At 66.1% G+C, this 21092-nt stretch carries 17 protein-coding genes and 1 pseudogene; 15 read left to right on the forward strand and 3 right to left on the reverse strand.

All coding sequences use genetic code 11. The features are described from left to right. Positions 1 to 8: 8 nt before the first annotated feature. Positions 9 to 863 (forward strand): ProQ/FinO family protein, encoded by an 855-nt coding sequence (locus tag K5658_RS12470; RefSeq protein ID WP_221063458.1) that lies wholly within the window; start codon positions 9 to 11, stop codon positions 861 to 863. Here the strand turns inward: K5658_RS12470 and K5658_RS12475 are convergent. After that, positions 860 to 2281 (reverse strand): hypothetical protein, encoded by a 1422-nt coding sequence (locus K5658_RS12475; protein WP_221063459.1) that lies wholly within the window; start codon positions 2279 to 2281, stop codon positions 860 to 862. The two genes, K5658_RS12470 and K5658_RS12475, sit on opposite strands and share 4 nt — an antisense overlap. 84 nt (positions 2282 to 2365) lie before the next feature. Between K5658_RS12475 and K5658_RS12480 the strand changes: the two genes are divergently transcribed. Together K5658_RS12480 and K5658_RS12485 are read left to right on the forward strand one after the other, a co-directional pair. Beyond that, positions 2366 to 2782 carry a transposase gene (locus K5658_RS12480; RefSeq protein ID WP_246628437.1) on the forward strand — a complete coding sequence of 139 codons (417 nt, stop codon included), beginning with the start codon at positions 2366 to 2368 and terminating at the stop codon, positions 2780 to 2782. A 78-nt stretch (positions 2783 to 2860) separates the two neighbouring features. Continuing rightward, positions 2861 to 3169, forward strand: coding sequence for a hypothetical protein (locus tag K5658_RS12485; protein ID WP_221063460.1), 309 nt, complete (start codon positions 2861 to 2863; stop codon positions 3167 to 3169). A gap of 6 nt (positions 3170 to 3175) precedes the next feature. Here K5658_RS12485 and K5658_RS12490 read toward each other — a convergent pair whose 3' ends face one another. Further along, the gene (locus K5658_RS12490) at positions 3176 to 4372 is read right to left on the reverse strand and encodes a transposase (RefSeq protein ID WP_221063461.1); all 1197 of its coding nucleotides are present in this window, start codon (positions 4370 to 4372) and stop codon (positions 3176 to 3178) included. 93 nt (positions 4373 to 4465) lie between these two features. Here K5658_RS12490 and K5658_RS12495 point away from each other — a divergent pair. From K5658_RS12495 to K5658_RS12510, 4 genes and pseudogenes are all read left to right on the forward strand, one after another. Beyond that, positions 4466 to 5266: pseudogene (locus tag K5658_RS12495) on the forward strand (transposase); the annotation flags it as partial. Then, positions 5167 to 6735 carry a recombinase family protein gene (locus K5658_RS12500; protein ID WP_221063463.1) on the forward strand — a complete coding sequence of 523 codons (1569 nt, stop codon included), beginning with the start codon at positions 5167 to 5169 and terminating at the stop codon, positions 6733 to 6735. The pseudogene K5658_RS12495 and the gene K5658_RS12500, both read left to right, overlap by 100 nt. Positions 6736 to 7580: 845 nt before the next feature. Next, complete coding sequence (locus K5658_RS12505) at positions 7581 to 12167, forward strand: RHS repeat-associated core domain-containing protein (protein ID WP_221063464.1); 4587 nt, start codon at positions 7581 to 7583, stop codon at positions 12165 to 12167. Between the two features lie 471 nt (positions 12168 to 12638). Further along, complete coding sequence (locus tag K5658_RS12510; RefSeq protein ID WP_221063465.1) at positions 12639 to 12893, forward strand: hypothetical protein; 255 nt, start codon at positions 12639 to 12641, stop codon at positions 12891 to 12893. A 52-nt stretch (positions 12894 to 12945) separates the two neighbouring features. Here the strand turns inward: K5658_RS12510 and K5658_RS23970 are convergent, their stop codons facing one another. Continuing rightward, positions 12946 to 13080, reverse strand: a complete 135-nt coding sequence (locus K5658_RS23970) for a hypothetical protein (protein ID WP_281425888.1) — start codon at positions 13078 to 13080, stop codon at positions 12946 to 12948. A 47-nt stretch (positions 13081 to 13127) separates the two neighbouring features. Between K5658_RS23970 and K5658_RS12515 the strand changes: the two genes are divergently transcribed. The 8 genes from K5658_RS12515 to K5658_RS12550 are packed head-to-tail and all read left to right on the forward strand — an operon-like array spanning position 13128 to position 21092. After that, positions 13128 to 14324 carry a hypothetical protein gene (locus K5658_RS12515; RefSeq protein WP_221063466.1) on the forward strand — a complete coding sequence of 399 codons (1197 nt, stop codon included), beginning with the start codon at positions 13128 to 13130 and terminating at the stop codon, positions 14322 to 14324. Beyond that, positions 14321 to 14947 (forward strand): DUF2634 domain-containing protein, encoded by a 627-nt coding sequence (locus tag K5658_RS12520; protein ID WP_221063467.1) that lies wholly within the window; start codon positions 14321 to 14323, stop codon positions 14945 to 14947. The genes K5658_RS12515 and K5658_RS12520 overlap by 4 nt, the downstream gene beginning before the upstream one ends. After that, entirely contained in the window at positions 14944 to 16083 is a 1140-nt protein-coding gene (locus K5658_RS12525; RefSeq protein ID WP_221063468.1) for a baseplate J/gp47 family protein, read from the forward strand. Before K5658_RS12520 ends, K5658_RS12525 begins: the two co-directional genes overlap by 4 nt. Beyond that, the gene (locus K5658_RS12530; RefSeq protein WP_221063469.1) at positions 16080 to 17087 is read left to right on the forward strand and encodes a hypothetical protein; all 1008 of its coding nucleotides are present in this window, start codon (positions 16080 to 16082) and stop codon (positions 17085 to 17087) included. Before K5658_RS12525 ends, K5658_RS12530 begins: the two co-directional genes overlap by 4 nt. Next, positions 17084 to 18790 (forward strand): hypothetical protein, encoded by a 1707-nt coding sequence (locus K5658_RS12535; RefSeq protein ID WP_221063470.1) that lies wholly within the window; start codon positions 17084 to 17086, stop codon positions 18788 to 18790. The genes K5658_RS12530 and K5658_RS12535 overlap by 4 nt, the downstream gene beginning before the upstream one ends. Further along, positions 18787 to 19203, forward strand: coding sequence for a hypothetical protein (locus K5658_RS12540; protein WP_221063471.1), 417 nt, complete (start codon positions 18787 to 18789; stop codon positions 19201 to 19203). Before K5658_RS12535 ends, K5658_RS12540 begins: the two co-directional genes overlap by 4 nt. A 26-nt stretch (positions 19204 to 19229) precedes the next feature. Next, positions 19230 to 20144: a hypothetical protein gene (locus K5658_RS12545; protein WP_221063472.1), complete on the forward strand. Its 915-nt coding sequence runs from the start codon at positions 19230 to 19232 to the stop codon at positions 20142 to 20144. Positions 20145 to 20165: 21 nt separating this feature from the next. Next, a complete protein-coding gene (locus tag K5658_RS12550) occupies positions 20166 to 21092 on the forward strand; it encodes a hypothetical protein (protein WP_221063473.1) in 927 nt (308 codons plus the stop codon).

The following is a 21092-nucleotide window of genomic DNA, read 5'->3' on the forward strand; positions in this document are numbered from 1 at the left end:
AGAACCCCATGGACCCCACCACACCCCCCCCCTTGCTGGCGACCCTGCGCCGCCAATACCCCCAAGCCTTCCCCGACGACCCGGACGCCGTGATGCCCCTCGCCATCGGCATCCGCGAAGCCCTCGCCGCCGAGGGCCACGACCTCGAAGCCGTCCGCGCCGCGCTGGCCCACTACACCGGCAGCGCCGCCTACCAACGCGCCCTGGCCGAGGGCACCAAGCCCCGCATCGGCCTCGACGGCCAGCCGGTCGGCCCGGTGTCGCACGCCGAACGCCAAAAAGCCGCTCACTACCTCGAACACCCCGGCAAGCCCTACCGCCGCCGCCGCCAGCGCCACGGCAAGAAGGCCCACGCCCGCATCCTGGAGACCCTCCACATGAAAGCCGTCCAAACCAAGCTCGCCATCACCCTGCAAAACGATTCGTTCCGGCAATGCCTGGACCACGCCACCGAGGGCGCGGCCACCGTGCCCATCGCCGTCGATATCAACGGGCGCGAATTCACCGCCCACCTGAACCCCGCCAGCTTCCGCAAGGCGGTCGCGGCCTTCCGCGAGGCCGGGCAACCCGTGGTCGTGGTCGAAGGCGTCATCAACCTGGACGCCCAGGAACCCCGGATCGATTCGGCCCATGTCCGGGTCAAGGACAAGAAGCCGCCCAACCGGCCCAAACCCCAAGCCACGCCCGCCCCGGCCCCGGACCCAAAGCCCGCCCCGGCCACCTCCGGGAAACCCGCTCCGGTGGTCACGGTCGCCAAGTCCCGCGCCCCGGCGCAGCCGCAGCCCCCGGCGGAACCGCCCCAACCCACCCCGTCCCCGCTCGGAAAACCAAAGCTGAGCCTGAAACCCAAGCCCAAACCCTAAGCCGCCACGCACCGCGCCACCCGCCGCCGCAGCGTCTCCAAGGCCCGGATGTCCCGGTCCAGCCGCGCCAGGGCGGTTTCCCGGCCTTCCCATGGAACGGGCCTATCCCCAGCCCCCGCGCCGGACGCGCCCCCGCCCAGCTCCGCCGGGGTGCCCCCGCTTGCCACGCCATCGCCCGCCACTTCGGGCCGCTCTGCGGCGGCGGCGCTGGATGGGGTGGCTGGTTCATCGGTTCGCCCCTGGGTTTTGTCCGGCCCGGCGACCGGCGCCGCTTCCGCCGCCACCGCCCCACCCGCCCCACCCGCCGCATCCTGTACCGGCCCGGCCACGGCCTCGGGCGCGACGGCTTCGCCCACACCGCCCCCCTCCGGCAAAACCCCGGACGGAGGCGGAACCACAGCCCCGCCTTCCCCATCGCTCCGCCGCCCCGGCCCGGCCCCTTCACCGGAGCCGGGTTCGCCGACGCTCCCCCCGGTCGGCACCGGATCGTCGGGCCGCGCCCCCTCGGGCCCGGATTCCGCCGCCGGACGCCGGGTCTTACCGCTCGCCAACCAGGACTTGAACCCGTCCGGCGACATCTCGGTCATCGCGCCCAGCCCCTTCCAGCCGCGAGCGTAATTCCGCAGATAGGCGCGTTCGGCCTCCTGGCGGCTGGAATACCCGGCCATCACCTTGTGTTCATCGAACCGGCCATCCCCGTCCATCTGATCGACCACGAACAGCGGCCCCCCAGGGTCCGGCGACGTGCCCGGCTTGATGAACAGGTCGATGGGGTCCTTGTCCTTGCCCACGGTCCCCTTGATATATCCATAATGGTCGCGCATCCGCACCGACCAGGGCTTGCCCCCCGGATCGACCCCCTTGCGCTCCGAGCCCTCGGGGTTCTCGATGCTCAAATCCAGGCCGAACGCCCGCACATGGCCTTTTGGGTAATTGCCCGCCTCTTTCTGGGCCTGCGAAGGTTCCGGTAGCGGATTGCGCGGCGAGGTCGCGGCGGTATGCGCCGCTTGATCGATAGGGCTTGCGGGCCTTTCAGCGATGATCCGCAACGCCCCGGCGGCGGGATCGCCCGCCTTCGCCATGGCCTTGACCCGCTCCCGGATACTTGCCCCATACGCCCGGACAGCGGGTCCGTCCCAGCCGGTATGGTCCTGGACGAACCGCAGATAATCCGCATCCCGCTTCGATTTCGTCGCCTGCGCCGTGATATACGCCGCCTTGTCCAGGTCGGACTCGAAATCCAACCCGAACCCCTGGCCCCGATACCCGAACCGGGGTTTCGCCCCCGCCAAATCCGCCGGGAGCTTGGCGTCGGGGCTTTGCGCCGCCGGGCCTGCCGGGGCCGCGACCGGAGCTTGCGCCGGGCCGGGCACCGCGGTCGATGGCCCGCCGCCGCCGGTCGGCCAGGATAGCGGCACATCCTCGTCATAGGGCCCCCGGCGTCAGAATAGTTGTCGCCTCTAATTTTCCGAATGAAAGAGGAAAGAAGAGGACAATTGCCCATGATTACGACGTATTCCGCAGAGTTCAAAGAGCAAGCGCTTCGGAAGGTGTTTGCGCGTGGCCGCCGGTCGATAAAAGAGGTGGCCGAGGAACTGAACATGAACCACTTGACCTTGAAGGGCTGGATGAAAAAGAAATTACCCGAGGCGGTACGCGGCGCGGTGAAGCGGGAGAGGCGTCCCGGGGACTGGCGCCCGGAGGAACGGTTGGCGGCGTTGCAGGAGAGCCATGGCTTGGAAGGGGAAGCCCTGAACGCCTGGTGCCGGGAGCGCGGCCTGTTCGCCCACCAGCTGGACGGGTTGGAAGCGGGACTTTTGCCGGGATCCAGGGGGCACGGGAGAGGCATCGACGAACGCCCGGGAACTGCGGGTCCTCAAGGAGCGCAACCAGAGCCTCGAACGGGAATTGGCGCGTAAGGACAAGGCGCTGGCGGAGGCGGCGGCGTTGCTGGTCCTTCAAAAAAAGTACCGGGCGCTCTTGGGGGGAGGGGAAGAATGACCCCGCCGCAAGAGCGCGAAACCGTGACCGCCCTGATCGACGAGGCCACCGCCGCCGGCGCGCGCCTGGAGCGGGCCTGCGGGGTGCTGGGGTTGTCCGCCCGCACCGTCCAGCGCTGGCGTTCCGGGGACGGCGTCCAGGCCGACCGGCGGCCCGCGCGGGTGTACGTTCCACCCCACAAGCTGAGCGAGGCCGAGCGGGCCAAGGTGCTGGCGGTGGCCAACTCCCCCGAGTTCGGCCATTTGCCGCCGTGCCAGATCGTGCCCCGGCTGGCGGACCGGGGGGAATACCTCTTACAGGTGTAGGTTTATTCATACCGCCCCCGTGAGGATCGCCACGGTTGCCCCTGGGGTTGGGATTGGCACCGATGGCCAGGGTTCTGGGCGGGCCTTCCCCACCGGCAAGGCGCGGCGCTCGAAGAGGGCGGCCAGGATCAGGGAACGGCCATGGCGGAAAATCCCCACCAGCCGCCAGCGGTGGGCCTGTTGGCGGGGAGAGCCCGGAATGGCCGGGAAGGTGGCGGCGGCCATTCCGGCCTCGGCCTCCCCGCCCACCGAGAGCAGCCACCAGGTGGCGATGGCGATCGCCAACCAGAGGCGCTCCGCCCGCTCGGGATCGTCCATGCGGGTGTTCTGCCATTGCCAGCCGCCGCCCTTGATTTTCTTGAAGCTTTGCTCGATCCAACCGCGCAATCCGTACCAGCAGGCGTTGGCGGCTTCCGGCGGCAGGTCCGTCAGGACGAGCCAGGGGTCCTTGTGGCCTTCCCCCCAATAGGCCAACAGGGTGCAGTCCAGGCGGGTCCGCTTGCCGCCGAACGCCGTCCCCCGGCCTTGCCAGCGGTCGCCCACCTTCGGCACCAGGCGGGTGAACGGCCGCCAGTGCCGCCATCCCCGGGGGCGGAAGGTGCCGCCCGAGTTCACCCGCAGCATCGGGTGCCAGCCCAGCGCTTGGATCCCCTCGAACAGCCACTTGGCGTACAGCCCCCGGTCCGCCAGCACCAGGACGGTCCACGACGCGGGCGCGACGTCCTTAAAATGCCTCAGCAAGGCCAGCCATTCGGGCTTCCACGGATGCTTCCGTTCCGCCCTCAGCACCTTCCAGGCCACCGGCACCGCGCAGCCCCGGTAAAGTACGCTGACCGCCAGGACCACGAACCGCTGCCCCAGGCTCGTCGCGTCCAAGGCGACCGCCAACTGGTTTCCATCCCAGCCCTCCAAAACCCAGCCCAGCCAGGGGGCCCGGCACGCCTCCACGTCGAGTTCGCGGCGCTCCTTCCCGGCCTTGGCCTCCTTCCCACGGTAGACGTCGCGCAGGCGCTCCCGCACCGCGTCGCCCTTCTGCCCCAGCCGACACGACCACCAGTCGGTCAGCGCCGAAAGGCTGCAAGCGCCGACCACGACCATGCCCAGGCTCCACAGGGCCAAGCCCATCACCATCGGCTTCGAAAGGCCGGGAAAGTGGATGGCGATCTCCCGGTTCCATTGGTACAGTTCTGGAGGGCGAGGCATGGCGGTTCCTCCGGTACAGGGTGTTTGTCGTTACTCACCAATGTACCTTAACCCTTTGTCTCGCCTCCGGTTTTTTCAAAAACCTACACTTGTAAGGGGGAATACCTGGCCTCGGAATCGACCTTCCACCGCATCCTCAAGGCCGAAAACCAGTTGGCGCACCGCCGGGCCGAACGGCCGGGACAGCCGCGCGGCAAGCCCAGGGCCCTGTGCGCCACGGCTCCCAATCAAGTCTACTGCTGGGACATCACCTATTTGCCCGCCGCGATCCGGGGCCAGTTCTTCTACCTCTATCTGTTCCTCGACCTGTTCAGCCGCAAGGTCGTGGGCTGGCAGGTCTACGGCGAGGAAAGCAGCGCCCTGGCCGGCGAACTCCTGCGCGACGTATGTCGGCGCGAGGGCGTGGCCCCGGGCCAGGTCGTCCTACATTCGGACAACGGCGGGCCCATGAAAGGCTCGACCATGCTCGCGACCTTGCAATCCCTCGGCGTCGCGGCGTCCTTCAGCCGGCCCGCCGTCAGCAACGACAACCCCTATGCCGAGGCGGTGTTCAAGACCCTGAAATACCGGCCCGACCATCCGGTCCGGCCGTTCGACGACCTGGCGGCGGCGCGCCGTTGGGCCGAAGGCCTGGTCCGGTGGTACAACCACGAGCACCGCCACGGCGCGATCCGCTTCGTCACCCCCGCCGAGCGGCATGCCGGCCAGGACGCCGACCTCCTGAAGCGGCGCCGAGCCGTCTATGAGGCCGCCCGCGCACGGCATCCGCAACGATGGACCGGTGGCCTCCGCAATTGGCGGCCGATCCCGGCCGTACACCTGAACCCGGAACGATCAGCCGCGCCAGCCAAGACCCAATCCGAGGTTCACGCCACGCCTCCAAAAGCGGCCTGAACCCACAACGGCGAGGCGACAACTACATTGAAATCTTCCGCATCCACGCGGGCCGTGCTGACATCCTCCTCCTGGAAGGACTCGACCGCCTCAGCCGCGACATGGTGGAGCAGGAAACCATCATCCGCGACATCGAAGCGCGGGGCGTCCGCATCGTCGGCCTGTCCGATGGCTACGACTCCAAAGCCACCCGCGCCGCCCGCACCCTACAGCGCGGCCTACGCGGAATGCTCAACGAGCTATACCTGATCGACCTCGCCGCCAAAACCCACCGTGGCCTCTCCGGCCAAGTCCAGCGCGGCCACCACGCGGGCGGCTTGGCCTATGGCTACCGCACCGTCCGCGAGGCCGACAACTCCCGCCTCGAAATCCACCCCGAACAAGCCGCCATCATCCGCGAAATCCACCGCCGCTACGCCGCCGGGGAAAGCTGCCAACGCATCGTCGCCGACCTCAACCGCCGCCACGTCCCCTCCCCCCGAGGCACCACCTGGGCCGTCAGCGCCCTCTACGGCTCCCCCAACAAAGGCACCGGCATCCTCAACAACGAAACCTTCACCGGGCGCTACCTCTGGAACCGCTCCCAATGGATCAAAGACCCCAAGACCGGAACCCGCCAACGCATCGAACGCCCCCGCGCCGAATGGCAAATCCAAGACCGCCCCGACCTCCGCATCGTGGACGCCGAAACCTGGGCAGCCGTCCGCCAACGCATCGACACCCCCCGCCTCGCGGGCGGCACTCGGGGCAAAGGCGGCAAGCCCACCACGCTTTTCGGTGGACTGCTCACCTGCGGCCACTGCGGCGGAGCCGTGGTCGCCATCAACGACCGCCTTTACGGCTGCGCCGCCCGCAAAGACCGCGGGCGCTCCGTCTGTCCCGGCATCTATGTTCCCCGCGACATCCTCGACAAGAAACTCCTGGGCCTGATCCGCGAACACCTCACCAGCCCCGACGCCCTGGCCGAAATGCACACCCTCGTCCGCGAAGCCCTGCACGAACAGCGCCGCCAGGCCGACGCGCACGGCGCGACCGCCCAGGCGCGGCTGATCGAACTGGAAAAGGAAATCGGGAATCTGGTCGGCGCGATAGCCCAGGTCGGCCTATCCGCCGCCCTGCAAAGCCGACTGGCCCAGGCCGAACGCGAACGCGAAGCCCTGCACGCCGTGAAATTCAGCGCGGCCAATATCGGCAAGGTGGAAGATGTGATGGCGCAATACCGCCGCCGGATTCTGGATTTGCGGACGACGCTATCCAAATCCCCGACCAACGCCAGGATGATTTTGAAGGAGTATCTGAAGGAAATTCGGCTGGAAGCCGACCAGGAAGGAATTTACGCGCAGATAAAAGAAAGCCCCGCCAGCCTACTGAGTTCGGCTGGCGGGGCGTTTCTGGGATTGGTAGCGGGGGCAGGATTCCACAATCAGAGTACAGGCGGTACCCCCCACGCGGTCATTCCCCTGCGATAGTCTGTCCTGCCCCGCGTGAAGCCTTGCCAGACTGTGCCAGCCGCCGCCGCCCTTTGCCCGCCTGCTTTCACGTTCTTTCACGCTGCCCTCCCCTCCCCTGCCGCCTCAGCCCGCCACACCATGAACCGCCGTGCGCGATGTTGTGAGCTTCTAGAGAAGGAATATGCAGAAGTCCGCCGGAATTGCAACGTAAATATTCACCTTGCAAACTAGCAAGGTTATATGTCACAAATTGAGCGGGAATATTGCCCACGTCCACTAACAGCGCACTCCCGCCCCCTGTCCATCTTTCGAGGAATCCGCGTATGTCGTTCCGTCTTTCGCAATCGATGAACCGTGCCTTGCTGGCTCATTCAGGCACTTCCCGCAATGCTGGAACGCAAATACCGTGGCATTGGGTAGGGCTATGGCTAGGAATTTTAGTTCTGTTTGGACTCCCAAACAGAAGTTATGCGAATATTGACTGCAACGATCCATTGACGACTTGCGCAGAACCGATTTCTGGGAGTTGGAGTTATTTTTATGCTAACACACATTTTTTAGGGTTTAGCTCACCTGAGGAGGCCGCTCAAGCAGGTCAAGAATACTTAAGGCTTCAAGGTTGTCCCACCACTTTTTCGCTTGGCAGCTTTACTGATGACATATATCAAGGTTATGGACATGCAAATATATCTCCATCTCCATGCGCATACCTAACAACAATAGGGCCTTCAGTACAATGGTCTCTTGGATTAGAATTCAGCCAATATATTTGCGCTGACTACACGACACAGCAATGTAATCCACCGGCTGGTAGCCCTCCTTCGATAACACATAACTCACTGCTAGTCGGTAGATACCGTGTCGTGAATTGCCCAGATGGATATAGGGCTGACTCCGATATCGATAATTTTGGAACCTACTTCAACGGACATATTTGTTACAAACAGAACACAAATACCCCCCGCTTCTATCTCACCGCCCCCCACAAACCCCAATGCGGCGGCGACCTCAACAAATCCAACCCCTGCAACCCCGCCACCGGCGAGAAATTCCAGGCAGAAACCGATATCCGCCTGCCGCTGTCGGGCCTCGCCTTCACCCGCTATTACTCCTCCCACGGCCTGGGCGAAAACCCCGCCGGGATGGGCGTCAACTGGTCCCACAGCTTCGCCCAGCGGCTGGACCGCTTCTACGCCGCGCCAACCCAAGCGCCCGGCACGCCCACCTCGGCGATGTACGCCGGCCGCGACACGGCTTGCACTAGCGGTTGGAACGACATCAAAGCCCAAGCCTTCGGCGGTGCCTTCCAAGGCGCGACCGCCACCTACACCGCCGGACTCTGCCAAGCGAGCCTGAACGGCGTCACGGTCATGCTGGAAATCCATTCCAGCGAGGGCGCGGTCTATTCCGCCGAAAGCTCCGGCTACGCCAACCCCGACGACGAATGGCACGTGGTCGAGCGGCCCAACGGCGTGCGCTATTTGTTCCGCAACCAGGGCGGGCGCTGGAATCCCGACGCTTCCGGCATCGGCGTCGCCTGGACCGATGGCACCTGGGCCGAACAGAACCACCGCCCGGTCAAGCTGGCCCGGCCCGACGCCAACACCTGGCGCTTCACCGACGAGGACGGCACGGTCGAGACCTACGACCGCGACGGCCATCTCCAAACCGCCACCGACCGGGCCGGGCGGGTCACGGCCTACGCCTACCTGGATGGCAAGCTGGACCATATCACCGACCCCTTCGGGCGCGTCCTGCAATTCGCCTACGACGCCGGCGGGCAACTGCTGCAAAGCGTGACCGGCCCGGACGGCACGGTGAGCTACCAATACGACGCCGGCAACCGCCTCACCACCGTCGTCTACCCCGACGACACCCCGGCGGACCCGAACGACAACCCGCGCCGGACCTACCTCTACGAAAAACCCGCCCTGCCCTACCACCTGACCGGCATCACCGACGAGAACAACCAGCGCTACGCCACCTGGGACTACGACGGCCTGGGCCGGGCGGTCCTCGGCACCCACGCGGGCGACGCCGACAAGACCCTTTTCACCTATAACGCCAACGGCACCACCACCCTCACCAACGCCCTGGGCGGCACCCAGACCTACCGCTACACCGTGGCCGGGGACGGCGTGCGCTTCGGCGGCGTGGTCGATGGCGCGACGCCCGCCGTCCTCTGCCCGGCCTGCGGCGACAGTTCCAACCACGACCTCAAGTACGACGCCAACGGCAACGTCACCGAGCGGCGCGATTTCAAAGGCAATGGCACCTGCTACAAATACGACGGCACGGACCGCAACCTGGAAACCGTCCGCATCGAAGGCTTCGGCCCCGGCGAGGCCTGCCCCGCCGACCCCGCCGCCTACACCATCCCCGCCAACAGCGCCAAGCGCAAGTTCACCACCGACTGGCATCCCACCGAGCGGCTGCCGGTCCGCAGCGCCGGGCCGCGCCTCCTGACCCTGTTCCACTACCAGGGCGACACCGTGAACGGCGTCGCGGTCGATTGCGGCGGGACCGGCCCCGTCCTCTGCGACACCTCCCGGCAAAGCACCAACGATCCCAGCGGCACCAAGGCCTTCACCGCCACCCCGCAAGGCAGGGTCCGCGCCTGGCATTACACCTACAACGGCCTGGGCCAGCCGACCGTGATCGACGGCCCGCGCATCAATGTGGCCGACACCACCACCCTGGAGTATTACCCGCTGGACGCCGCCTGCCCGGCGGGCACCGACGGCAATGGCTGCCGGGGCGCGTTGAAGACCGCCACCAACGCCCTGGGCCACGCCACGGCCTACCAGAACCACGACGCCAATGGCCGCCCGCGCCGGATCGTCGATCCCAACGGCCTCGTCACCGACCTGCTCTACGACCGCCGGGGCCGCTTGACCCAGAAGACCGTGGGCGGCAACCCCACCCTCTACGGCTACGACGGCGTGGGCAACCTCGTCAAGACCACCCTGCCGACCCTGGGCTATTACAGCTACACCTACGACGCCGCCCACCGGCTGACCGATATCACCGATTCGCTCAACCAGCGCATCCATTACACCCTGGACGCCGCCGGGAACCGCGCCCAGGAAGACATCTACAACGCCAACAACGCCCTGGCCACCACCCACCGCCGCGTATACGACCCCCTGGGCCGCTTGTTCCAGGAATTCCGCCGCGCCGACGACAACAGGACGGAACGCGCCCTGCAATTCGGCTACGACGCCAACGCCAACACCGCGACCCTCGCCGAGCCGCTGGACGCCGTCAACAACCGCGTCACCACCTGGACCTACGACAGCCTGGACCGTCCCACCCGGCGCGACGTGGCGGCGGGCGGCCAGTTGGAAACCACCCTGTTCGGCTACGACGCCCTCGACCACCTGACCCAGGTCACGGACGCCAACAACCAAACCACCCGCTATGTCTACGACGGCCTCGGCAACCTGACCAGCGCGACCAGCCCCAACACCGGCACCACCACCTACGGCTACGACGAGGCGGGCAACCTCGGCAACCACACCGACGCCAACACCGCCGCGCTGAACGCCGCCAACGGCACCGCCCTCAAGACCAGCACCCGCACCTACGACGCCCTCGACCGCCCGACCTCGATCGGCTTCGGCGATCCCGCCAACCTGGATATCACCTACACCTACGACCCGGCGGGCGGCCTGGGGCGGCTGGGCACGGTGGCGCAGGGCGGGGCCAGCACCGCCTACGGCTACGACCCGCGCGGCAACGTCACCGCCATCGCCGCCCAGCGGCCCGGCTACGACGCCGCCCACGACTGGATCGGCTACGCCTACAACAGCCTGGACCAAGCCATCCGGGTCGATTTCGGCCAGCCCACCGCCGAGCGCAAGGTCTACTACGACCGCAACGCCCTGGGCCAGGTCACGCGGGTCCGGCTGAACCAGAACGGCGCCACCCAGAATTTGGCGACCGGATTCCAATACCGGCCGTCCGGCCCGCTGCTGGGGCTGACCTACGGCAACGGCCTGACCTACAAGCGGACCTTCAACCTCGACGACCGCATCACCGATGTCGATGTGCCGGGCGTGATCGACAGCCACTACGGCTACGACGCCTACCGGGTCGATCTGGTGGCGTCCCTGTCCGACCCGGCCCTGCACGCCGGGGGGGCCTGGGGGCTGGGCTACGACGCGACCGGCGACCGCCTGACCACGGCGCAGGGGGATTTCGGGGCGCTGGCCTATGGCTACGACGGGGTGGGCAACCGCCTGAACGAGACCCGCGACGGCCTCGCCACCCTGTATGGCTACGACCCGGCCAGCCAGCGCCTGCTGAACCTCGGCCAGGGTGGGACCACGGTCAAGGCCTACGGCTACGACGCCAACGGCAACGCCACCGCCCAGGGCGGCCTCGCCTTCGACTTCGGGGCCGACAACCGGCTGCGGCGGGTGCGCTCCGGGAGCCAGGAGGTCGCCCGCTACGCCTACGACGGCCAGGGCCAACGCATCACCAAGACGGTGGGCGGCGTGGCGCGGCAGTTCTACTATGGGCTGGACGGGGGCTTGCTGCGGGAAACCGGCCCGGACGGCGACCGCATCCACTTGGCGGTGGACGGCACGCCGCTGGCACTGGTGAACAACGGCACGGTGTACTACCCGCACCCCGACCGGCTCGGCACGGTCCAGCGCATCACCGACGCGGGCCAGCAGGTCGTGTGGTCGGCGCGGTACGAGCCGTTCGGCCAGGCCGTCATCGCTTCCGGCATCGAGTACAACCCGCGCTTCCCCGGCCAGTACTACGACGCGGAGACGGGGCTGTACTACAACCACTTCCGGGATTACGATGCGGGGGTGGGAAGGTATGTGGAGAGCGATCCGATTGGGTTGCGGGGCGGGGTTAATACTTATGCTTATGTTGGTGGAAATCCAATCAGTTGGACCGATCCTCTTGGGTTGACGAATGCAGCGACGTATACTTGTTTAGCAGACCCGGCTCAACCGGTATGTTGGGTAGGGGTCGCATTTACTGCCTATACCATTCAAGGGATACTTAACGGAACCAAAAAATCCGGGAATTCCAACGATTGTGATTGTTCTGCTCCGGCGACATCGACTCCGGCATCGCCAGACCCTTTTGGAGAAGAGCCACCAGAGGTTAGGGGTACCCAAATTGGTTTAAAAAACCCAGAATCAGTCGATCAAATAAAATCAGATATGCTAAATGGGCGTTATAATTACGAAACCCCAAGTGGGCAGATAGGCGGTTATGTTGATACCCGAGGGGTATATCACGTCGGAGAGGGGCATCATAGAATATGTGCTGCTCGTGAGATTTACCTTGAGACCGGCAACCCAAGACCGCTAAATAAATTGATAGCGAATGGTCGGTGGACGCCTAGAATCGATCCGCCTCAGGACAGCAGACCTCTTCCCTCACGCAATTTTTGGGACAATTTACGGAATCATTTCGGGTTTTAAATTTTAATGGTAAGTTTATGTTGTCGAGAAAGCAGGAGTTGCTAAGGGACTTGCTCTGCCAATCATTGTCTTTTATTAGGAATAGGCAAACTTTGCCATGGTGGAGGAAAGCTTTTGATAAAGCTGTATACTTTGAATCAGAACTGGTTCATAATATTTCGCCATCAATATTTAATAGCGATTTCACAGACCATGATATATGGTTTATAAATCATCAAGCAAAGTGGTACATAGAGAATTGCACGCCGGAAATTTCTCCGAATTACGATTTTGTAAAAAAGACTGTGGAGGAATTAATTGGGTTGGTTCCGCCATCTCTGGCTCACAAAATTCAAAACCAGTGTAACCCGTATAAGGCGCAATAGCACGTAGGGTGGGGTGAACTGAGGGAACCGCATCGTTCGTGAACGGTGCGGTTCCTATCGTCACCGCACCCTACGGCGCTGGTCCACAACTACCGGCTCAGTAACCATGTGGAAATTGATTCCTTGGCAACTTGTGTTCCTGATGATGTGCTTGCTTTTGGGAGCCTTTCTCTCAATCGGGCAAGCAATCACGTTCGCATGGCTTTCAACATTCCCGGAACGAGCGTCGCAGATCGAATCATTGGAAATCAAATTCTGGAGCTATGCGGCGATTGCATTAGTTTTTGTGATTATCGATTTGGGATTGCTTGTTCGTCTGATACGGCACATCAAAAGAGAGAAGGGCCGTAAGGCGGAATAGCCGATACTCCGGCGTATTCCGCCGCATGAGAGCCTGCCCGCCACCTCCGCAATCACAGCGGACCGGGAACCCAAAACACCACCACCACCGAACCCAACGCCGGTGCCTCGCCCCTGACCTCCCCGGCCTGGACGAAGGCGTTCGCGCCGACCCCCACGCCCTGCCCCCGGACCCGCAACACCGCCATCACCCGGCCGATCCCGCCGTGCCCGGTCGTGACGCCACCATACCCGCATGGCGCTCACGACCCCCACCCCCACATCCCAGGCCGACAAGAACATCGGCTTCATCCTGGACCCCGGCCCGTTCGGCGGGCCGGTGGAATTCCATAACCTCGCCATCCGCCCGGAAGACCTGACCCGGACGGAACCCTCGCGCACCGTGGTCCAACAAACCCTGGGCGGTGCCTTCGTGGATTCCTTCGGGCGCGGCCTGGGGCAGATCACCCTTGCCGGGAACACCGGGTGGAAGCGGAAATTCCCCACCCACCGGGATTGGCTGGAGGAGTACCTGCAACTGCGGGAGCGGGTCTACGCCGGTTGGCATTATCATCGGGAATTCCTCGCCCTCGCGGGTAAAGACCCCGACGAGGTGAAGTTGGTCTTTGTCGATACCCTGGACCGGATTTGCTCGGTGGTGGTGCCGTCCCAGTTCGTCATCAAGCGTTCGAAATCCCGCCCGCTGCTCATCGCCTACCACATCGTGCTGACGGTGGTGGAACCCGAGGCCGGGAACGCCTATGTCAAGGAGTTCAAGGATTTCACGGATCAAGAGCGCTGGTTCGCGAGCCAGGCCTCGCTGGGCGACGGCATCGATGCGATCGCCGCGTTCCTGGACGACCTCATCAACGACATCGACGGCATCGCCACGGCGATCACCCGGTTCGTCGATACCTACATCGTCGGCCCCATGAAGGCGTTCGTCGGCCTGACGGCCCGGGTGTTGGGGGTGGTGAACTCGGTCAACCGGGTGGTGGACGCCGTGTTCTCGGTGCCGATGACCTTGGCCCAGGGATTGACCCAGGCCGCCACCAACATCTTCCGCACCGTGGCGAACGTCGCCAACCTGCCGGACCGGGTGAAGGCCCGCTACATGGAAGTGGCCGGCGCGTTCCAGAACGCCTATTGCATCCTGACCAAGCTGGCCCGCAGGGCCCCGGCCACCCTGCCGAACTACCAGGATATCTACGGCGCGTCCAACTGCTCCTCGACCGTGCCGGGCACCGCGCCCCTGAGCCCACTGCGCGGCGTGAATCCCTTCTATTCGCTGACCACGCCGGTCGCCACCGCGCCGGTCGCGTCGGTATCGCCCGAGGCCCAGGCCGGCATCGACGACATGGCGAAGAACGACCCGGTGCTCTTCCCGCGCACCGGGGCCAACCTGCGGCGGGTGCTGGACACCATTTCCTCCGGCGTGGGGCTGGCCGCATGACCGCCACGATCTACGACCAACCGATCCCGGGCGTCCGCCTCGTCGAACTGCGCCACGGGGAAAGCCTGCAACGGCTGGCCCTGCGCGAACTCGGCGACATGGGCCGATGGGTGGACATCGCCAACCTCAACGGCTTGAAGCCCCCCTACACCAGCGACGATCCCAACGACGCCGGGCCGGGCATCGCCATCGCGGGGGACAAGCTGTCGTTGCCGTCGCCCACCGCCCAGGTGTCGGCCTCCGACGCGCCGGACGAGGTGTTCTTCCGCGATTTCGACCTGGGCGCCGACGGCCTGCTCCGCGCCGACGACGCGGGCGACCTCGCCATCCTGTCGGGGGTGCCCAACCTCCGGCAAGCCTTGCGGCACGCCCTCGTCACCGATCCCGGCGAACTCATGCTCCACCCGGATTATGGATGCCGCATCCGGCGGCTGATAGGCCGGACCAATGCCCCCACCATCGCCCTGCTGGGCGGCCAGTATGTGCGCGGCACGCTGTTGTCGGATTCGCGCATCGCGGCGGTGGATAACGTCCAGGTCGGGGCGTCGGGCGATGTCCTGGCGATCATGGCGGACGCGCGGACCGTCGCCGGGCGCACCATCACCACGGGGGCGGCGCTGTGACCTTCCAGATCAAGGACGCCGTTTCCATCGCGGCCAGCCATATCAACCTCGCCCGGTCCATGCAGGACCGGGTGACGGATTTCGGCGTCGGCAGCAAGGCCCGCACACTGCTGGAAGCCCCGGCCATCGAGCTGGATATGCTCTACCAGGCCATGTTCCACGGCCTCGTGGACGCCATCGAGGTCTCGGTCTACCAGAGCTTCGGTTTCGGCCAGCTTCCGGCCTCGGCGGCCTATAACTTCGTGCGCTTCGCGGTCGATACCGCGCCGGATACGCCCATCGCCGTCCCGGCGGGCACCCAGGTCCAGGTGTCGGGCGGGACCGTGAAATACGTCACGCGGACCGGGGCCACGATCGTCGCGCCCGCCACCGATGTGTCGGTGCTGGCCTATTGCGACACGGCGGGCAGCGTGGGCAACACGGCGGCCGATACCATCACCGAATGGGCCGACACGCCGGTCGATGGCATCGCCGCCATCACCAACCCCGCCGCGTTCGTCAATGGCGCGGACTTGGAAACCCCGGATGCCCGCAAGGCCCGGTTCCAAGCCTACATCCAATCGCTCGGCAAGGGGCAGGTGGCCGCCCTCCGCTATGCGGCCCTGCAATGCGCCCTGGCCGACGACACCGGGACCGTGATCGAGCGCGTGGCCTATGCCTATGTGGATGAGCCGTGGGAAGCCGAGCCGGATACCTATCCCATCGGCCTGGTGAACGTGTACATCCACAACGGGGCCGGGGCCACGTCCGCCGAGCTGGTGGCCTTGGTGAAGCGGACCCTCGACGGCTATTGGGCCGACGCCGACACGCCGGTCATGGGGTGGAAGGCCGCGGGGGCGCATGTCGATGTCTATGCCGCCTCCGAGATAGGCGTGAACGTCGCGGGCGCCCTGGTTATCGCCGATGGCTACGCCGCGGCCTCGGTCATCGCCGCCGCCAGCGCCGCCGCCACCGCCTATATCCAGTCCATCCCGCAGGGCGGCACATTCGTCCTGTCCGAACTCGTCGCCCGCCTCAAGCGCGATGTCGCCGGGGTGGCCTCCGTGATCATCTCCCTCCCCGACAACACGGATATCGGGTTCGCCCCCGGCCAGAAGCCCATGCCGGGCACGATCGCCTTGACGGTAGGCCCATGACCCAGGTTCAAGTCCTCGACAACGCCGTTTCCCAACTCCAAAGCAAGGTCGCCGCCGGGGCCGTGGCCCTGGCGCTGCTGCCCGGCATGGGGACCCGGTTCCCGCTTCGGGCGGGCTATCACTCCTACGTGCGCCTGGGCACCGACAACGCCAACGAGGTGGTGAGGTTCACCGCCCGGAACGGCGATGTGCTGGCCTGCGAACCCACCGCCCGGGCGTGGCCGGCCGGCACCCATGTCATCGCGACGATTTGCTCGGCCCTGTTGAACGACCTCAAGCTCGACGGCCAGGGCGATATCCTGGCGGCGGCGAACGCCTATACCGACGCGGCGGTAGCGGACCTCTCTTTGGACACGATCGCCGCCGACCATGTGACCTACGCCAATGCCGGGCACCCTGGGATCGCCAACGTCCAGCAGGCGCTGGACACCCTGCTGTATGTGGCCCCCCAGGCATCCATCACGAACAGCGTCGGCACGGTCGAGATCGGCTCGACGGTCGCCGCCGTCACGCTGGACTGGACCGTCAACAAGGCGGTCGTCGCCCAGTCCATCGCCGCGCCCGGCCCCGGCGCCATCGACCCGGCCCTGCGGACGCTGGCCCTGTCCGGGCTGCGCCTCACGGCGGACACCACGTTCACCCTGGCCGTGGACGACGGCGCCCACGCCGCCAGCGCCTCGACCCAGGTGCTGTTCCGCCACCGGCGGCGCTGGGGCGTGTCGGCCCGGGCGGTGCCGGACGCGGCCTTGATCGACGCCCTGGCCGGGGCCGAATTCGCGGCGGGGCGGGCGCAATCGCGGTCGTTCTCGCCGTCCGGCCAGTACGTCTATTTCGCCTGGCCGTCGAGCTTCGGCACGCCGACCTTCCTGGTCAACGGCCTGCTCAACACCGCCTGGGTCAAGACCACGGTGGGCTATACCAACCCCAGCGGCTACACCGCCGATTTCGACGTGTACCGCAGCCAGTTCCTCCAATCCGGCGGCCAGCAGGTGGTGGTCCAATGAGCGCTATCCAGGGCACCCACGTCGCCGCGCCCATCGTGCCGGGCGATACGGCGGATATCTTCCCCAGCCATGTCGATATTTACGGCCAGGGCGGCTACCGGGCGGTGGCGGACGACGCGGCGCGGGACGCCATCCCCGCGCCCCGCCGCAGCGCCGGGATGTTGATCTGGCACGGCCAGGACCAACTTTTCTATCGCCTCGACGCCGATCTGGCCACTTGGTTGCCCGCGTTCGACTTCATCCCCGCGCCGGCGCTGGACACCGATTCGACCATGGCCGCGAACTCGGATAGCCGGGTTCCGAGCCAGAAGGCCGTCAAAACGGCGCTGGATCTGAAGCTGGACGCATCGGCCTATAACGACCGCTTCAAGGGGCTCTATTCCACGCTATCGGCGCTACAAGCCGCCCGCCCCACGGGCGCGGCGGGCGACTATGCGCAAGTGGATTCAGGGCTGGGCGGGGCACCGCATATCTATTCGTGGGACGTGAGCGACGATGCGTGGGCGTTGACCAGCGCGGGCGGCACCGGGGCGGCGAACACGGACCAGCTTCCCGAGGGTTCGACCCACCTCTATTTCACGGCGGCGCGGGCCGTCGCGGCCTGTACCGGGGTGTTCCAGGCGGCCTCCGGCCTGCTGACGGCCCTCGCCGGGCTGTCCGGGACGGGATGGCTCAAATTCACGTCCGGCACGCCTTCGGTGGCGGGCATCACCGCTTCGGACGTGTCCGGCCTGGGCAGCGCCGCCACCCGAGACGTGGGCGCCGGACCGGGCGAAGTGGCGGCGGGGGACGCCCCGAATGCGGCGGTCGCGGCCCATGCCGCGGCTACCGATCCCCATGGGGACCGCGCCTATGCCGACGCCATCGTGGCGGCCAAGGCGCCCCTGGCCTCCCCCGCGCTGACCGGCATCCCGACCGCGCCCACGGCGGCGCTTGGCGCCAATACCAACCAAGTCGCCACCATGGCCGCCGTGAAGGCCGCCATCGACGCGCTGGTGGCGGGAGCGCCGGGAGCGCTCGACACCCTCGACGAAATCGCCACGCAGCTTGCCAACGACGAAAGCGCCGTCGCCGCGCTGACGGCGGTGGTGGCGGATAAGCAGCCGCTGGACGCCACCCTGACCGCGCTGGCCGCCCTCGTGACGGCGGCGGATAGGCTGGTCTATGCCGATGGGGTGGATTCCTTCGCCACCACCGACCTCACCGCCTTCGGGCGGACCTTGGCCGGGTTGGCCAATGTGGCGGCGCTGAAAACCCTGCTCGGCCTGGCCGTGGGGGATATTGCCGGCCTGGGCAGCGCCGCCACCCACGCCGCCGACGACTTCGCCACCGCCGCCCAGGCCGCGGCGCTGGCGGGCTACGACCTGCCGTTTTGCTTCGAGGGGTCGCCGGGGGCCGGGGCGCGGCTCGCCGCCATCCTCCTGGTCCGGCCCGTGTGGCTGCCCTTCGACCTGGACGGGTCGATATTCCGGGTGGACGGGGCGGCGGGGGATTACGCGCTGGCCGTCCAGCACCTCCGCGACGGGGAGGTGCTGGTCGCGGGCACGGCCACCCTGCACCCCGACGGCACGGCGACGCTGGCCCTGGACGGCGACGTGGACGGCCAGCCGGGCGACGAGCTTTGGATATCCGCCCCGGCCACGCCCGATGCGGGCGTGACCTCGGTCCGGGGCACGATCAAGGCGGAGGCCGTCTTGCCATGATGGGACATCGCGTCATCACCGGGACCGCGCCGCACGGTGGCGGCGGCGGCGGCGAAGGGGCGCCGGTCCCGGTGTTCCAGGTCGCCGCTTATTTCGGCGGCGAGGGCAGTTCGTGGTCGAGCGTGTTCCAGGATGGGGAGGGGGGCTGGGTGGTCAACGTGGGCATATCCGGGAGTTCGGTGTTGGTCCGCCTCGACGCCACCGGTTCCTACGATCCCGCCGGCGGGACGCTGGAGTTCCTGTGGAGCTTCCCGCCGCCCTTCACCCTCGACGACCCCACCGCGTCCGCGCCCAGCGGCCTCTGGCCCGCCAATAGCGGGCAATATTCCGGGGTGACGTTCTTGACGATCACCTCGACCGCCAGCGGGTTGTCCACCGTCCTGACCGGCACGTTGCAGATCAATTGGTTCTGACCGTCCCCTTTTCACCGGAGGTTTCCATGGCGCTAGAAGGCGCGGGCGCATGGTCGACGATGCAAGCCCGGATGCTGGACTCCCTGCACCGGGTCTTCAACAAAGACCCCCTTCCGGTCTTGGCCTTCCGCTTGCGCTACGACGGCGACGCCATGGCTTGGGCCGTCCGGGATGGCGTGCTGGCGCTGACCGTCGCGGGCGGGACCGGCGCGGGCGGGGCCATCGACCTGCGCGGCCATACCCTCGCCACCCTGGCCGATTTCCTGGCCGCGCAGGCGGGCTACACGGTCCTGGATGAAAACCCCGCCGTGGGCCATCTCTCGGCGCTGACGCTGTTCGGCGCGGGCGACCCGGCGGCCAGCGATGGCGACCACCTCTACGCCTTCACCAACCTGCTGTGGGCCTTTTTGGCGGCCTACGCGGTCGAGTTGGGCGCGGCGCGGGACCGGATCGCGGCGGCGCTGGCGCAAATGGTGTTGCAAACCGCCGATTTGGATTGGCTGCAAGAGCACAATACCTATTATGGGATCGCCTGGATTCCCGGCGAGGCGCCGGTCGATTATGCCAACCGCACCGTGGCGGAGGTATTGCAGCAGCGCGGCAATAACGTCGCCCTGGAATCCCTGATACTCAACGCCACCGGGATGCGCTGCGATGTCGTGGATGTGGGCGATGGCAGCATCTATTGGGATGGGGTGGAATCCTTCGATGGGGATGTGCCGTTCTCTGGCTATCCAGCGGCCTATGGGCTATTCGATGTGATCATCCCGAACATTCCTTCCACGCCGGACCAAGACGCCATGTTGGTGGCGACGATCCGCCGGATCGTGGACGAAAACCGATGCGCTGGGTTCCACGTCCGCCAGATAGGCCGGGTCGTGGCGTGGAATGGCTCGTATTCATTCGATGGGGCTATCGCTTTCGATAGCGTCCCCGCTTAGCTCTTTATAGGGGTTATCCAAATGACAAACTTCACTGGGACCGCATCGTTCGATCCCGTCCGCCGGATCGAAATCTCCGACCGCGTCCTCGGGGGCGATCCCGCATCGTCGCCGATCAATGGCACCCTGCAATCCCTGGTCAACCGCGACACCTACCTGCAAAGCGTGGCGGCGGCGGCGGCGGGCTTGGCGATCCGCTACGCCCGCCTGGCCGTGACGGGCAATGTGTCGGCGCTGTCGGGGTTGTCCACCCGCGATGGCGTGACCCCGGGCGCGGGCGATATCATCCTGTTGACGGCGCAAACCACCGCCGCGCAGAACGGCCTGTGGGTGGCGGCCTCCGGGGCGTGGACCCGGTTCGCCAACGCGAACGGCGATACCGGCCTCCCGCCGGGGTGCTTGGTGTCGGTGTCGGAGGGCGCGATCAATGCCGGTACCCTGTGGCTATTGAATACGCCCGCGCCCATCGTCGTGGGCACCACGGGCTTGGCTTTCGGCCTATACCAGCCCCGCGCCATGGTGGCGATGGTGGGTAAGTCGGTATCCCAGGATATTCCCGGCGGGGCAGGCAACGATACCAAGATAACATTCAATCCAAGTCCAGATTTCGACGCCTTTGCCCTGTGGAACGCCAGTGGCAACCGCTTTATCGCCAAGCAGGCGGGAATCCATGAAGTGGGCGGAGGTATATATTTCGATCACCCCGGCATAAATACCCCTTGCCTGCTCACGGTCTGGAAAAATGGAGCGCCCTATAAACGGGTGCTGGAAATCGGAGGATCGAACGCGAATGTCACGGCGGGATTCGGCGGGTTGCCGGTCGCGCTGAATGTCGGGGATTATGTCGAGCTCTACGCGGCGGTGGTTGATGACGGCACATGGACGATAGGCGCGGATGGCGATGCCAAATCGGCGTATTTCCATATCAGGTATGCCGGGCGGGGGTAA

Source organism: Methylomagnum ishizawai (assembly GCF_019670005.1).
In the GTDB taxonomy this organism is placed as follows: domain Bacteria; phylum Pseudomonadota; class Gammaproteobacteria; order Methylococcales; family Methylococcaceae; genus Methylomagnum; species Methylomagnum ishizawai.

What these genes read in the sequence shown, in the direction of transcription:
- K5658_RS12470 (WP_221063458.1), top strand. Translation starts at nt 9, where the DNA reads ATGGACCCCACCACACCCCCCCCCTTGCTGGCGACCCTGCGCCGCCAA.
- K5658_RS12480 (WP_246628437.1), top strand. Translation starts at nt 2,366, where the DNA reads ATGATTACGACGTATTCCGCAGAGTTCAAAGAGCAAGCGCTTCGGAAG.
- K5658_RS12485 (WP_221063460.1), top strand. Translation starts at nt 2,861, where the DNA reads ATGACCCCGCCGCAAGAGCGCGAAACCGTGACCGCCCTGATCGACGAG.
- K5658_RS12490 (WP_221063461.1), bottom strand. Translation starts at nt 4,372, where the DNA reads ATGCCTCGCCCTCCAGAACTGTACCAATGGAACCGGGAGATCGCCATC.
- K5658_RS12510 (WP_221063465.1), top strand. Translation starts at nt 12,639, where the DNA reads ATGTGGAAATTGATTCCTTGGCAACTTGTGTTCCTGATGATGTGCTTG.
- K5658_RS23970 (WP_281425888.1), bottom strand. Translation starts at nt 13,080, where the DNA reads ATGGCGGTGTTGCGGGTCCGGGGGCAGGGCGTGGGGGTCGGCGCGAAC.
- K5658_RS12515 (WP_221063466.1), top strand. Translation starts at nt 13,128, where the DNA reads ATGGCGCTCACGACCCCCACCCCCACATCCCAGGCCGACAAGAACATC.
- K5658_RS12520 (WP_221063467.1), top strand. Translation starts at nt 14,321, where the DNA reads ATGACCGCCACGATCTACGACCAACCGATCCCGGGCGTCCGCCTCGTC.
- K5658_RS12530 (WP_221063469.1), top strand. Translation starts at nt 16,080, where the DNA reads ATGACCCAGGTTCAAGTCCTCGACAACGCCGTTTCCCAACTCCAAAGC.
- K5658_RS12535 (WP_221063470.1), top strand. Translation starts at nt 17,084, where the DNA reads ATGAGCGCTATCCAGGGCACCCACGTCGCCGCGCCCATCGTGCCGGGC.
- K5658_RS12540 (WP_221063471.1), top strand. Translation starts at nt 18,787, where the DNA reads ATGATGGGACATCGCGTCATCACCGGGACCGCGCCGCACGGTGGCGGC.
- K5658_RS12545 (WP_221063472.1), top strand. Translation starts at nt 19,230, where the DNA reads ATGGCGCTAGAAGGCGCGGGCGCATGGTCGACGATGCAAGCCCGGATG.
- K5658_RS12550 (WP_221063473.1), top strand. Translation starts at nt 20,166, where the DNA reads ATGACAAACTTCACTGGGACCGCATCGTTCGATCCCGTCCGCCGGATC.